The organism is Cellulosimicrobium sp. SH8, from assembly GCF_025818875.1.
GTDB lineage: Bacteria > Actinomycetota > Actinomycetes > Actinomycetales > Cellulomonadaceae > Cellulosimicrobium > Cellulosimicrobium cellulans_D.
The window spans coordinates 1-14,418 of record NZ_JAMXMH010000013.1 but is presented as its reverse complement, the minus strand read 5'-3'; the positions used below and the strand labels follow the sequence as shown (position 1 = coordinate 14,418).

Here is a 14,418-nt window from a genome sequence, read left to right as displayed (position 1 = left end):
GGAGAGGGACGGGCAGGCCGGGAGGCTCCGACGGGCCGGCGACGGTGCCGAGGGCACGACCGGTCGGGGCACGCGTCGAGCGCGCCCGCCGCGGCCGACGCCGTCAGCCGTCGTCGGTGAGGTCGAGCAGGGGCAGGTCGGCCGAGGTCACGAGGCGTGACGCCACGGCGTACTCGACGAGGCGCGCGCGACGGTTCGTCGCGAGCGCGCCGGGGCCGCCGCGCAGGCCCTTGACCCCGATCCGGTCGAGCTTGTCGCACACGTTGTCGAGCTTGCGGTTGAAGCGCGTCGTGGCCCAGCCCAGCCGGGCCGCGGCAGCGGCGGACGACGGGATCTCCGACAGGCCCGTGCCGTCGCGACGCAGCATCGGCTCGGCCAGCGCCACGATGAGCTGCTTCTGGCTCGTGGTGAAGGTGATCATGCCGATCGTCGTCGCGCCGCCCGACTCGGTGTCCTCCGAGCGGATCTCCTGGTACGGAGCGCCGCGCAGCTGCGCGGTGAGCTCGTACGTCGTCGGCCCGGCCGTGAACACGATCGACGTCGTCGGGAAGACGATCGGAAGGCGGTTGCCCGGCGAGAGCCAGGACTGGACCCCGCCGCCCGAGTCGCACACCGTCGCCGAGATGAGCGTCCCGACGTTCGCGAGCCACCAGATGCCGCCCTCGTGCGAGATGCGCAGGAAGCGGCGGTGCAGGTACGGGTTGTCCTCGATCGCGAGGTCGCCGTCCCGCCCGATGTCGAACGGGTCCCCGTCCACGGACGGGCGGAACCACTCCCCGCAGAACTCGACCGCGAGCTCGCTCACGCCGCCTCCCCCGTCACGCACGACTTCCCGGGCGCCGCGGACGGCCTACCGTCCCGGATCACGACGACCTCGATGCAGACCTGCTCGCCCGGCTTCGCCCGCAGCTCGACGGTCGTCTCGTCGAAGATCTCCTTGTAGGGGGTCTCCTCGATGGGGTCCAGCTTCTTCCAGGCGAACGAGTCGCCGTCCTGCGCCTTCACCGAGTCGTACGCCCACGTGAACGTCGCGACCTCGCGCGCCGGGTCGTAGGTGCCCACGAGGTCGTTGACCGGCGGGACGAGGTCGCCGAGGTTGTCTGACGGCAGGAAGTCGTCGTCGGTGGCGACCGTCTCCTCGCCGCCCCCGTCGGGGTCCGTGTCGTCCACGGTGGCGTCCGGGCGGAGGAGGAAGAAGCCGCCGACCGCGACCGCGACCCCGACGACGCCCGCGAGCGTCGCCCACAGCGCGCCCCGACCGGACCGTTCCTCCGTCGGCGCGACGGCCGGCCCGCCCGCCTCCGGCCCGGCGGGCCGGTGGACCGTGTCCTCGACGGGAGGCTGGTTCCAGACGCCCGGGCGCCGGGCGCCGGGGTACATCCGGGACGGGTCCGTGAGCTCGGCGACGGGCGCGTGCCCGCCCGCGCCGACGGCGGAGGTCGGCGCGGTGCCCGCGGTGTGCGCGGGTGCGCCCTGGTTCCAGGCCGCGGGCGCGTAGGGCTGCTGCGGGGCGTGCGGGCCCGGCTGCGGTGACGGGGCGGCCGTTCCGGGCGCGACGGTCTGACCCGGCCACGGGGCGCCCGGCTGGCCCGGCCGCAGCGGCGTCGTCGGCTGGGTGGGCCGGCTCGGCGCGACGGGCCCCGACGACGTCCCGCCCGGCCCCGCCGGGTCGATCGACACGACCTGGCGCAGGCGGGTCCCGGCGTCGTCGTCCGGCTCCTCCTCCTGCACGTGCCCCGTGTCGTCGAGCAGGTCGATCGGGGTGACCGCGTACGACAGCTCGTTCTGCACCTGCTGGAGCGCGCGGGCGAACGCGAGGACCGTGGGGTAGCGCGACCCGGGGTTCTTCGCCATCGCCGTCGCGAGCACGCGCTCGAGCGAGGCCGGGACGTCCGTGCGGCCCGTCGGAGGCAGCGGCGAGGTCTCGATGCGCGAGATGAGGTTGGCGCTCGAGTTCGACCCACCGGGCACCTCGAACGGCGTCCGGCCCGCGAGCAGCGTGTACGTCGTCGCGGCGAGGGCCCAGACGTCGGTCGCGATGCCGCTGCGGGGCGGCTCGGCGAACGACTCGGGCGGGGACCACGGGATCGACATGCCCTCGGCGCGCGCGGCGTCGTCGACCGTGGAGGAGATGCCGAAGTCCGTGAGGGCCGGGTGGCCGTACTCGGTCACCAGGATGTTCGCGGGCTTGATGTCACGGTGCAGGATGCCCGCGCGGTGCGCCGTCTCCACGGCGCCGGCGATCTGGACCGCGGTGCGCAGCGCCTCGGCGACCGAGAGCCGCTCGGTGCGGTACCGCGCCCCCAGGTTGGGACGTGAGCAGTACTCCATGGCGAGGTACGGGCGCCCGTCGTCGGCGATGTCCGCCTCGTACATCGTGACGATCGACGGGTGCGTCGAGAGCGTCGCCATGAGGTCGGCCTCGGCGTCGAACGCCGCCCGCTGCGAGTGGCTCGACCATTCCTGCAGCAGGACCTTGACCGCGACGCGCCGGCGGGGGCGCTGCTGCTGGTAGAGGAAGACGTCGGAGAACCCGCCCGAGCCGACCAGCGAGACGTACTCGAAGCCCGTGATCTCCGGCGGTGGGGACGGCGCGCGCTTGGTGCTCACCGGATCCCCTCGAAGACGAGGGTCACGCCGTCGCCGAGGTCGGCGACGTCCCCGTCGACGACCAGGACCGGCTCCGACGGGTGCAGGCGCCGCGGCGGCTGACCCGCGCGCAGGAGCGTGGTGCCGTTCGTCGTCGCCATGTCGCTCACGAGCACGTGCCACCCCTCGAGCGTGATCTCGAGGTGCGAGCGCGAGATGTCCTGCTGCGGGCTGGGCACCGTCACCAGGCGGGGCAGGTCCGCCGCCTGCGACCGGGGCGTGCGCGGGCGCCGGCCCACGACGACGGGACGGTCGAGCTCGACCGCCTGCCCCGTCGAGACGAGGACCCGCCCGAGCGGCGGACGGATCGCGAGCTCGGCGTCTCCCTCCAGCGGCCCGCCGCAGACCGCGCACGTGTCCCGCGACGGCGGGTTCGCGTGGCCCTGGGCGCACGTGCGCGCGAGGATCTGCTGCTGCCCCGGCCCGGGCGGGGCGCTGAACGACGGCGGAGGCGGCACCGGGGTAGCACCGCCGCCCGCGTCCTGCGCGGCCGCGCGCAGGTCGGCGATGGCGGACGAGTGGACGGTGTGGCCGTCGTGGTCGAACCCGGGGGACGGCTCGCCCTCGGCCTCCGTGGGCTCGTCGTCGGGGTCGGCGACGGTCGCGGCGCGGTGCGCGGCGGCGGGCGTCGCGCCCGTCCACTCCCGCGGGACGCCCGCGATGAGGCCGTCGCCGGTCGCGGCCGGCGGCGGCAGGGGCGGCTCCCCGGCGTCGGGCGCCGGGGGGACGGGCGGCGTCACGGGGCTCGGTGACGCGGGCTCGTCGTGCTCCTCGTCGTCCTCCGTGCGCACGGCGGCGTCCTCGACGGTCCGCAGGATGGTCGACCCCCACAGGTGGGCGTAGTCGTCGTCGGCGTCCTCCGCCGGCGACGCGGCGGCCTCGAGCTCGGCCGTCGCCGGCAGGTCCGCGAGCACCGGCAGGACCGGGGCGGCGGACTCCGGCTCGGGCGCGATGGTCTCCTCCGGGAGGCGGAGCGTCGCGCCGAGCGGCGCCGCGGTCACCACGGCGGGCGCGACCTCGTCGGGCGCCGACCCGACGGTCGTGCCCCAGGAGGTGCGGTCCGCCGGCGCGGGGTCGGCCGCGGGCCCGTCGTCGACCGGGAGGTCCTCGACCACGGGCGGGGCGGGACGCTCGGCGAGGGGCCACGCGACGGCGCCCGCGAGGACGACGCCGGAGACCAGCGGGAGAGAGGTCGCGCCCCCGAGCAGGGGCTCGCCTGCCGGTGCCTCGTCGAGGGTGCCGACGACGCCGGTGTCGGCGCGCACGAGCAGCTCGACGACGTCGTCCAGGACACGCTCGGACCAGGTCGTGACGCCCTCGCCCTCGACCCGCACGCGCTCGCCGCCGTCGAGCTCGAGGGTCACCGTGACGCGGCCGCGCGCGGCGACGTGGACGCGACGGTCCGCGACCACCGCCACCACGAACGGAGGCACCGTCCGCAGGCTCGAGCCGAAGGCGCCGGTGAGCACCTGGAGGACCTCGACGACCCCCGCGTCGGTGCCGAGCTGGTCCCAGACCTGCTCGACGAGCGAAGCCTCCACCGGACCCGGCAGCACGACGACCGTGCCGCCTCGCACGATGGCGCGTGCGGTTCCCGTGACGTAGCGCAGCGTCACGTCAGACCCCCGATCTGCAGACGAACATCCCTGGGCAGCGTGTCCTCGTCGACGACCGGACCCGGTGCCCCGGCGTGGTCGCGCGGTGTCGTGCTCCCGCCGCTCGTGTCGTCGGACACGCCCGTCGCATCGACGACGACGACTGTGATGTTATCCCGCCCACCGGCCGCGATGGCCTCGTGGACCAGACGCTCCGCGGCCGCCTGCGGGTCGGGCGTGGAGAGCAGGACCTCCGCGATCCGCTCGTCCGTGAGCTCGCCCGTCAGCCCGTCCGAGCAGACCAGGACGCGGTCGTGCCGCTCGATCGGCAGGTACCAGAAGTCCACCTGCGGGGCGTTGCGCGAGCCGAGCGCGCGCGTCACGACGTGCCGACGCGGGTGGGTGAGCGCCTCCGCGGGCGTCAGCAGCCCGGCGTCGACCATCTCCTGCACCTCCGAGTGGTCGACGCTCACCTGCTCGAGGTGCCCGCCGGCGAGGTGGTAGGTCCGCGAGTCGCCCACGTTGACGACGAGCCAGTACGGGTTCCCGTCCTGCTCCGAGACCACCACACCCGTGACGGTGGTGCCCGCCCCCCGGCCGGGCTCGGTGACGATCGCCTGGACGTTCTCCTGCGCGACCGCGATCCGGGTCCGGACCTCGTCCGGCGTGATCACGTCGAGGTCGGCCAGCGGCCGGAGCGCCTCGACGGCCGTCGCGCTCGCGACCTCGCCCGCCTCGTGGCCGCCCATGCCGTCGGCGACGAAGAAGACGGAGCGCGAGACGAGGAACCGGTCCTCGTTGAGGAGCCGGCGCGCGCCGCGGTGCGAGGCCGCGCCCCAGGCCAGGTGGACCTCGGCCGGCAGCTCGGTCGTCATGCGGCACCGGGGTGGACGACGATGCGGCGGTCGCCCACGTGGATCGTCGCGCCGACGGGGACGCGCACGCGGGTCCCCGGCTCGGCGACGCGCGGCGGGGCGCCCGGCACCGAGACGACGGTGCCGTTGGTGGAACCGCGGTCCGTGAGCCACAGGCCGCTCGGGTCCGCCCGGAGCTCGGCGTGGGTCTTGGACACCGACCGCGTGGGGTCGTCCACCGCGACGAGGTTCCACGGCCCGGCGTCGGGCGCCTGCGGGTTGCGGCCGAGCAGGGTCGGGCGGTCGACGGCGCGACGCTCTCCGGACTCGAGCTCGATGACGACCGAGACGTCGGGTGCGGGGTCCATGGCACGGACGTCCCGCGCCGTCATGCGCGTGCTGTCCCACTCCGCCTCGGCGGGCTCGGGCGTGGGCGCGGGGGCGGGCGCTGCGGCGGCGGGCGTCGCCACCGGGCCGGGGGTCACCGCGGCGGGCCGTGCAACGGGTGCGGGCGTGGCGGGGACCGGCGGCGCGGCCGGGGCCGGCCCGCTCCCGACGCCCGGGACGCCGGTGATCAGACCGTCGCCCGCGGGCGCCGGGGAGGACGGGAAGGCCCACGGGTCCGGGACGGGCGCGGCCGGTGCGGGGCCCGCCGGGGCCGGTGCCGACGGGGCGAACGCGCCCGGGCCGGCAGGTGCGGCCGGGGCCGCAGGACCCGGGCCGCCGACCGGGGTGGGCGGGTAGGGCGCGTACCCCGCCTGGGCCGGTGCGGGGGCGTACCCGGGCTGAGCCGGTGCGGGGGTGTATCCCGGCTGGGGCGTCGGGGCGTAGGCCCCGGCCGCGCCGTGGCCGGCGCCCGCGGGCGCACCGGCCATGAGCGAGGACACCCCCTCGTAGCCCGAGGACGACGAGGACGTGGGGGCGACGCCGCGCACGTCGAGCACGAGCGAGCGGCCGGCCTTGTCGTGCCAGCCCTGCGACCGGCCCGAGGAGTCGAAGCCCGGGCTGAGCAGGACGACGAGGATCCCGCCCGCCGGCACGACGCCGACGATGATCCAGCGCAGCGCGGCCCGGCCGAAGCCGATCGGCTCGCGCGTGCCGGCGTCGACCGTGCGGATGCCCGTGAGGAGGTTGCCGAGCGTCTTGCCCGTCGAGCCCTCCCAGAACCAGACGCCCACCCACCAGGCGAGGGCGAGCACGGCAGCCACGACGTAGACCACGAGCATCTTGCCGAGGAGCGCGGCGGCCTCGTCCTGCGTCACGACCTGGACGCTGCCGAGCGGCGTCCCGACGATCGCGAGACCCGCGACGACGACCACGAGCGCGACGAGGCCAGGGACCGCGACGTCGACCACGTAGGCGAGGAAGCGCCGTCCCCTCCCCGCGAACGGGGCGGTCGCGAGCGACGACGGTGACGGCGCCGCGACGGCCGGGCCGAACGCCTTCTGGGTCGCCGCGTAGACCTCGGGCTCCGTCGTGGTGTCCGGCGCCGAGTGGGGGGCGGCCGCGTACGGCAGGTCGCTCGCCGCGCGCGCGGCGACCGCCTGGACGCTGCCGACCGGGCCCGCCGCGGGCTCGGCGACCGGGCGCCCCGTCCGCGGGAACGGCTGCCCGCAGACCGCGCAGAACGCGGACCCCGAGGACTGCGCGGACCCGCAGGCGGCGCACGTCACGTCGCTCATGACTCGTCTCCCTGTCGTCTCGTCGGCTCCGACGACGACCCTGCCGCCGGGGGCACGGCGCCACCCTTCGTGCCGGCGCGGCGGCCGGGCAGCCACCGGCGCAGACCCGAGGAACCGGAGGCCGCGCGCACGGACCGCAACGAGAGTGCGGCACGGACGCGGGCCCGACGGTTCACGGAGGAGCGTAGCCCCCCGACGACCGTGTCGACGTCGGCCCAGAAGGCCTCGATCTCCTGCTCGGTCGGCTCGCCCTCGCCGAAGACGGTCGCGTCGGCACGGTGCGCGAGCGGGATCGTCGCCGTCGCGCCGTACGCCTGGGAGAGGACGCCTGCCCCCTCGCGCCGCGTGGAGCCGGCGGGGACGGGGGTCCCGAGGTCCGTCGCGGTGTCGAGGACCTCGCGCCACCCGCCGCTCACGCGGTCCACCGGACGTGCCGCCGCGCGGCGTCGGGCCCGGCGGCGCGCCTTGTAGGCGAGCACGAGGATCACGGGCAGTGCGAGGAGCGCCAGGGGCACGACCACGGCGACGGCGACGAGAGCCGCCTGGCCCCAGTCGAAGCCGTCGCTCTCGGCCTTCTCCTTCTCCTCGTCGTCGACCTTCCCCGCCTCGGCCTCGGCGGGCTCCTCCGGCGGCTCCGGGTCCTCGAGGATCGGGGGCTTGGGCACCTGGAGGCTCTTGGGCTCCGGCTGGATCTTGTTGTCCTCGTCGGGGATCGCCGTGATCGGCACCCACCCGTAGCCGACGAACGGCACCTCCGCCCACGCGTGCACGTCGGTCCCGGTCGCCGTGAACGGCTCGCCCGGCTCGAGCGGGTTCTTCTCCATGTCGGGGTAGAAGCCCATGACCACGCGCGCCGGGATGCCGGCCTGGTTGGCCATGAGGGCGAGCGCCACCGCGAACTGCTCGTCGTCGCCCACCATCTCCTCGTCCGCGAGGAGCGTGTCGATGCGCTCCGCCGAGTGGCCCGGACGCGACGGCGGCTGGGTGTCCAGCCCGCTGGAGAAGACGCCGCTCGCCACGAGGCCGTCGCGGAGCGCGAAGAGCTGGTCGACCGGCTCGGTCTCCTCCCCCATGAACTGCGCGGCCTTGCCCGCGAGCGACGCGGGCAGCGCGTCCTTGGGCGGTCTCGGGACCTCGATCGACTGGTCGATGGCCCCCGCCCGCAGGTCGTCCTCGGTGGGCTCGACCGTGACGAGCGTGTCGAGCGTGTACGAGTCGCCGGGACGCAGCCCGGCGGTCGTCAGGGCGGTCCCGGTCGTCGAGTTGTAGTACGTGGTCTCACCGAGCTCGCGCGCGCGGTCGCCCGCGTAGGTGATGCCCTCGAGCGTGCCGACGTCGGGCACCCACACGCCGGCGTAGTCCCCGACCTGGACGTCGACGCGCGTCGGCGTCCCGGACGCCACGGTGGCGATCTCCTCGCCCGCACGCGTGTAGACGCCCGATCCCGGCAGCCCGCTGGAGACGTCGTAGACGACGCCGTTGTACGTGTCGAGACCGGCGAGGCGGACCTTGGCTCCCGCCGGGAGACCCCGCACGGTGAACAGCTCGTCCTCGCGCATGTCCTTGGCGTACTTGCGGAACGCGGTGAGCGGGCTCACGTACTCGTGCAGGTCGAGCGGCGGCACGACCGTCTCGCGCAGCACGGTGCGCGGCTCGTCCGGCAGCAGCACGGGCGCGGCGAACGCCGCCGCGACGCCGCCGACGACGAGCATCGCGGCCCCGGTCCGCACCCGGTGCCACCAGAGCCGCTGCGTCGCGGCCTTGCTCGCCTCCGTCGTGATCTGGTGCGCACCGAGCCGCGCGGCCGTGACCCGCCACCCGGCCCACAGCAGGCCCACGCCGCCGACGACGAGACCCTGCACCACCGGGAACGCCGCGATGACGGTCCCGAGGAGGATGACCCCGACGAACGCGACCACGACGGGCACGAGCGCCCACTCGGCGCGGCGCGCGCGCCACGCGATCGTCCCCGCGAGCAGCGCGGTGGCGAGCATGAGGAGGTACGGGACGACCGCGAGCTCCGGGAAGGAGTGCAGCGGCGGGACCGTGGTGACGAACTCCTTCCAGCCCGTGACGGCGCCACGGAGCAGGTCGGTGAGGGTCTGCAGCGACGGGACGACGCCGCCGATCGCGTCGGCGGGGAGCGCGAGCGCGCCACCGAGGAGCAGGTACGCGACCACGCCGACGACGAGGACCGTGGCGGCGGACCACCGGCGCCAGGCGCCGAGCCACGCGACCAGGAGCCCGACGACGGCGCCGCCGACGGCCGGGACGAGGTACCCGGTCGACCCCCACACGGGCCCGAACCCGACCGCGACCGCGCCGAGGACGAGGACCAGCGCGAGCGCGTCGACGGCACCGAGGGCCGTGAGCGCACGCGGAGCGTCGGCGCCGCGCAGCCGGGTCGTGTTGCGCTGCGACGTGCCGGAGGAGGGGGCCGGCGTGCCGACCGGGGTGGCGCGGCGCGAGCCGCGCGTCGTGGTGCTGGGAGCGCTCATCAGTCGTTCAGCCTCCGCAGGGCGAGGGGGAGCTCGCCGAGCTCGCCGATGGTGAGGACGACGAGCTCCGCGATCGCGTGCCGGCTGAGCGACGCGCCGGGCACGCACTGGATCGCCATCACCCGGACGTCCTGGGGAAGCCGGGCGGACGCCGCCCGCAGCTCCGTGGGCGTCACCTTGCTGCCGACGATGAACGCCACGACCGACGCGTCGCTGATCGTCAGTCCCGCGACGCGAGCGACGTCGACGAGCGACGTCCGCTGTGCGCGCGTCTCGACGCGGGCGAGGTCGTCGAGCAGGCGGGTGCGGTGGTCGCCGCGCAGGTTGCCGTCGTTGACGAGCACCGTGACGCCACGGTCCTCCTTGATGGCCTGCAGCCCGAGCGACCCGCACGCGCTCACGGCGAGCTCGAACTCGTCGTCGTGCGCGTAGTCCTCCGCACGGGTGGAGAGGAGGACGGCGAGGTGCGACCGGCGGGTCTCCTCGAACTGGCGGACCATGAGCTGCCCGGTGCGGGCCGTCGTCTTCCAGTGGATGTGCCGGCGGTCGTCGCCCGGGACGTAGTCGCGCAGCGCGTGGAACGAGACGTCGGAGTTGGAGATGTCCGTCGTGACACGGCCCTCGAGGTCCTTGAGGAACCCGGTGGACGAGCCCGAGAGGTTCTTCACCCGCGGGTGGACGAACAGCTCCTCGGGCTCGGTCCAGACGACCTCTCGGCGCAGCAGCCCGAGCGGGTCCGCCCGCACCGACCGCACCGGACCGACGGAGATCACCGAGCGCCGGTGCGTCGGCACCGTGAAGATCTCCTCGTGGCTCCCCTGGGGACGCAGGCGCGGGACCGGGAACGTCGCCATGCCCTGCCCCACCGGCAGCTCCATGACCGACGGGAGCAGCGGCCGACCCGAGTCGTTGCGCACGTCGAGCCGGCCGACGGCGCGGTCGCCGACCGTGACGCGCTGCTGCGCGAGGTCGAGCACGACGGCGTAGCGGAAGCGGCCGAGCACGAACGCGACCGCGGCGAGCAGCGACACCGTGAGCAGGATCGCCACCACGAGCAGCTCGAGCCACGAGAAGGCCAGCCCGGCCCACCACGCCCCGACGGTGACGACGAGCGCGGCCCAGCCGAACGGGCTGACCGCCGACGTCACCGGCTCGACCGCCCGCGTCACCGGAGCGAGCGCGCGCCCGATCGGCGCGGCGACCCGGGCGAGGGGCGCCGCGAGGGGACGGAGCAGTCCGGCGAGGGCCGACGACGCGGGTGGCGTGCCGGTCCTGCCGCCCGGACTGCCGGAGCGGGTGCTCGGGCGGCCGGTCGAGGGGCCGTGTGAGGCGTTCATGCGATGTGCTCTCGGTCGGTACGGGGGAGGACGGTCCGCCGGTCGGTGGTCCGCGCGGCGGCACGGAGCGGCGGAAGGGGCGGGCGGCGTGGGGAGCGCCGCGCGTCCGGTCAGGCGGAGCGTCGCTCCTGCGGCGCCGCGACGTCGGCGAGGAGCCGGCCGAGCACGGCCTCGTTCGTGGCGCCGGCGAACTCCGCCTCCGGGTCGAGCACGAGGCGGTGCGCCCACGCCGGCTGCGCGAGCTCCTTGATGTCGTCCGGGAGCACGTAGTTGCGGCCGTGGGCCGCGGCCCAGACCTTCGCGCAGCGCACGAGCGCGAGCGAGCCACGGACGGAGACGCCGACGCGGACCTCGGGCGCGTTGCGCGTCTCCTCGGCGAGCCGGGAGACGTACTCGAGCACCGCTCCGTCGACGTGCACGCGCGCGCCGAGCTCGGCCATCTCCGTGACGGCCTGCGTCGTGATGAGCGGCTGGAGCGTCTTGCTCCGGTCGCGGACGGACGCGCCGGAGAGGATCTCGACCGTCGAGGCGTGGTCGGGGTACCCGATCGACGCCTTCATGAGGAAGCGGTCGAGCTGCGCCTCGGGCAGGCGGTACGTCCCGGCCTGCTCGATGGGGTTCTGGGTCGCGATGACCATGAACGGGCGGCCGACCTCGTGGCCGACGCCGTCGACCGTGACCCGGCCCTCCTCCATGACCTCGAGGAGCGCGGACTGCGTCTTGGGCGAGGCACGGTTGATCTCGTCCGCCAGGACGATCGAGGCGAAGATCGGGCCCTGGTGGAACTCGAACTGCCCGGTCTTCTGGTCGTAGATCGTCACGCCGGTGACGTCCGACGGGAGGAGGTCGGGCGTGAACTGGATGCGGTTGTTCGTGCCCTGGACGCTCGCCGCGAGAGCGCGGGCGAGCGACGTCTTGCCGGTGCCCGGCGCGTCCTCCAGGAGGATGTGGCCCTCGGAGAGCATGCACGTCAGGGTCAGGCGCACCACGTGCGCCTTGCCGAGGACGGCCTGGCCGATGTTGCCGACGAGGCGGTCGAAGGTCTGAGCGAACCAGGTGGCCTGCTCGGGGGTCATCGTGCTCATGAGTTTCCGTTTCTCGTTGCGTGCTGTGGAGAGGGCGGGCGGGGGGCTACCAGCCCATCACCGGTGTGCTCGTCCCGTCGGAGAACTTCACCTGGACCTGCTGGCCCGGCCAGCCGTAGTAGCACTGGAGCCGCTGGCGGCCGTTGCTGAGGTTGATCGTCCACCACTCGTTGGAGTAGCTCGACGACGGCGAGAACCTGTGCCAGCCGCCGTCCGAGCCCCAGCACTGGTACTGGACCGATCCCGTCGCGCCGTTGGGGTCGATGCCGAGCCAGCGGCACGAACTGTCCCCGCACCCCTCCTCGCCCTGGGCGTCGGAGTGCTTGTAGACCGTCGGGACCGGGCGCGCCTCGGTCGTGGCGGAGTCGCACGCCTCGGCGGACGTGTTGCCCTCGCTGTCCTTCGCGACGGCGCACAGCTTGGCGGTCTCGCTGTAGCCGAGCCCGCTCGCGGTGTACGTGTCCGACCCCGAGCCCGCCGACTGCGAGATCGTGAACGAGCCCGACTTCGCCCCGCTGACCGTGATCGTCACGTTGCGCCCGTTCGTCGCGCCGGAGACCTTGAAGGTCACCTGGCCCTTGCCGCCGCTCGCCGAGACCGTCGGGCGGGGCGGCGGTCCGTACGGGGTGGCCGAGTTGGCGGTCGTGCCCTCGCCGGCCTGGTTCGCGCCGTCGACGTTGGCGACGGCGCGCACCTTGATCGAGTACGCCTTGCCGTTGGTCAGCCCGCCCACGATCTTGTTGTCAGCGAGCGTCTTCCAGCCGTCCCCGGCCGCGTACTCGTAGGAGATCTCGCTCGCCTTCACCCCGTTGCCGGACGCCGCGCCGAACGAGAGCTGGATCTGCTTGTTCGTCCCGTTCGCCGTGGCCCTGAGGTTGCTCACCGTGCTCGGCGCCGCGAAGGCGCGCACCGGGTCGGACGCGGGCGAGAACTCGGCGTCGCCGAACTTGTCGGTCGCCTTGTTGTGGGCCCGCACACGGAACGTGTAACCGGTCGTGTCCGCGGAGACCCCGATGGTCGTCGAGGTCGCTCCTGCCCCGGCCGTGGCGGTCTTCACGACAGAGCCGCCCTGGAGCGCCTCGATCGTGTACTTCGAGATCGCGGCGCCGTTGTCGGACGGGGCGGCCCACGCGACCTGCATCTGCGACGTGTCGCCGATCGAGGTGCGCTTCGCGGTCGGCTTGCCCGGCGCGGCGGGCTTGCCCGCGGGCGTCTCCGCCGTCGAGTACTCGCCCCAGTCCGAGGGGTCGGGGGCGAGGTTGTTCGCCCGGACGCGCACTTTGTACGCGACGCCGTTCTTCAGCCCGTCCCACGTCACCGAGGTCCCGACGAGCGCGGTCTTCTGGACCGCCCCGCCCGGCGGTGCCGGGGAGATCTCCAGGTCGACGGTCTCGATCGCGGAGCGGTCGGTGTAGGCCTTGTTGGTCCAGGTGACGGTGAGGGACTGGTCGCCGAACTCGAGGGTGGGTGCGGCGGGCGGGTCGGGCTTCTCGTCGGGGCGGGCCTCGGCCGAGGGCGGGGAGGCGGGTCCGTCGCCGACGGCGTTGGTCGCGAACACGGTGAAGGTGTACTTCACGTTGTTGGTGAGGCCGTCGAGGGTGCAGGTGGTGGTGCCGCAGGCCTTCTCGTAGCCGTTCTGGGACCGCACGGTGTAGCCGGTGATCTCGGCGCCGTTGTTGTTCGGCGGGTCCCAGGACAGCACCACCGTCTTGGAGCGGACCTCCTCGACCTGCGGGGTCGCGGGCGCCTCCGGCTTGCCGAGCACCTTGAGCTGGACCCGGCCCTCGACCTCGCGGTCGGGGTCCTTGGTCGCGTCCTGCACCCGGTACCGGACCACCATGACGCCCACGAAGTCGTCCTGCGGCGTGACGCTCACCTGGTCACCGGCCAGGTCCGCCGAACCGCGGCCGGTCTCGACGACGGCGTCGACGAGCTTGAGCGGAGCGTCGGGGAACGGGTTGGAGTCGTTCGCGAGCACGTCGACCGTGGTGGCCTTGCCCTGGTGGGCGTCGTCGACCGTGTCGGTGTTGGCGCGGACCAGGGGTCGGGTCGAGGCCACGACGGTCAGCGTCGCGGTCCCCTCGACCGGGGGGTGCTCGCCGTCGGTGACGGTGATCGGGACCTGGACGACCGAGCCCTTGGGCACCTCGGGCGTGGCCTGCGCGTGCAGCGTGCTGCCCTCGACCGAGACGGTGATGCCCTGTGCGCCGCCCGGGGACGCGGTGAACGTCAGCGGGTCGCCGTCGGCGTCCGCGGCGAAGCGTGCGAGGTCGACCGAGGCCTCCTCGCCCGCCGCCACGTCGAGCGCCGGGGACCCGACGAGCTCGGGCGCGAGGTTCTCCGGCGGCAGGACCTGGACGGGGATGGTCAGGACGTTCGTGTGCCCCTCGGGGTCGTCGGGACCGGAGCCGTCGGTCACCTCGAACGACACCGACGCCGGACCGGTGTAGGCGGGGTCGGGCGTGTACACGATCTGGGTCACCGACGGGATCTCGCGCGAGCCCTCCGTGACCTTCACGGCGTCCTCGGTCGTCAGGCGCGGGGCCCTGCCCTCGACGACGAGCACGTGCTCGGTGATGTCGATGGGCAGGGACTCGCCGGCCAGCACCTCGAGCTGCGTCCCCGGTCGGAGCGTGGGCCTCTGGTCGGTGAGGCCGGGGACCTTGACGAAGGCCTTGGCGGTGAGGCCGTCGATGTCGGTGACGGTGTAGGTCACGA

9 protein-coding genes are annotated in these 14,418 nt (G+C 74.5%); all 9 read right to left on the bottom strand.

Going from position 1 to position 14,418, the window contains the following annotated elements:
- Positions 1-103: 103 nt before the first annotated feature.
- The gene (locus NF338_RS17515) at positions 104-805 is read right to left on the bottom strand and encodes a hypothetical protein (protein WP_141388447.1); all 702 of its coding nucleotides are present in this window, start codon (positions 803-805) and stop codon (positions 104-106) included.
- Positions 802-2,610, bottom strand: coding sequence for a serine/threonine-protein kinase (locus NF338_RS17510; protein WP_264031964.1), 1,809 nt, complete (start codon positions 2,608-2,610; stop codon positions 802-804). Before NF338_RS17510 ends, NF338_RS17515 begins: the two co-directional genes overlap by 4 nt.
- Positions 2,607-4,265, bottom strand: coding sequence for an FHA domain-containing protein (locus NF338_RS17505; RefSeq protein WP_264031963.1), 1,659 nt, complete (start codon positions 4,263-4,265; stop codon positions 2,607-2,609). Before NF338_RS17505 ends, NF338_RS17510 begins: the two co-directional genes overlap by 4 nt.
- Positions 4,262-5,119: a PP2C family protein-serine/threonine phosphatase gene (locus NF338_RS17500; RefSeq protein ID WP_264031962.1), complete on the bottom strand. Its 858-nt coding sequence runs from the start codon at positions 5,117-5,119 to the stop codon at positions 4,262-4,264. Before NF338_RS17500 ends, NF338_RS17505 begins: the two co-directional genes overlap by 4 nt.
- The gene (locus NF338_RS17495) at positions 5,116-6,780 is read right to left on the bottom strand and encodes an RDD family protein (protein WP_264031961.1); all 1,665 of its coding nucleotides are present in this window, start codon (positions 6,778-6,780) and stop codon (positions 5,116-5,118) included. Before NF338_RS17495 ends, NF338_RS17500 begins: the two co-directional genes overlap by 4 nt.
- Positions 6,777-9,278 carry a transglutaminase-like domain-containing protein gene (locus NF338_RS17490; RefSeq protein ID WP_264031960.1) on the bottom strand — a complete coding sequence of 834 codons (2,502 nt, stop codon included), beginning with the start codon at positions 9,276-9,278 and terminating at the stop codon, positions 6,777-6,779. Before NF338_RS17490 ends, NF338_RS17495 begins: the two co-directional genes overlap by 4 nt.
- The gene (locus NF338_RS17485; protein WP_264031959.1) at positions 9,278-10,615 is read right to left on the bottom strand and encodes a DUF58 domain-containing protein; all 1,338 of its coding nucleotides are present in this window, start codon (positions 10,613-10,615) and stop codon (positions 9,278-9,280) included. The genes NF338_RS17490 and NF338_RS17485 overlap by 1 nt, the downstream gene beginning before the upstream one ends.
- A gap of 110 nt (positions 10,616-10,725) precedes the next feature.
- Positions 10,726-11,700: an AAA family ATPase gene (locus NF338_RS17480; RefSeq protein WP_264031958.1), complete on the bottom strand. Its 975-nt coding sequence runs from the start codon at positions 11,698-11,700 to the stop codon at positions 10,726-10,728.
- Between the two features lie 46 nt (positions 11,701-11,746).
- A partial coding sequence (locus tag NF338_RS17475) for a fibronectin type III domain-containing protein (RefSeq protein ID WP_264031957.1) occupies positions 11,747-14,418 on the bottom strand: 2,672 nt, incomplete at its 5' end.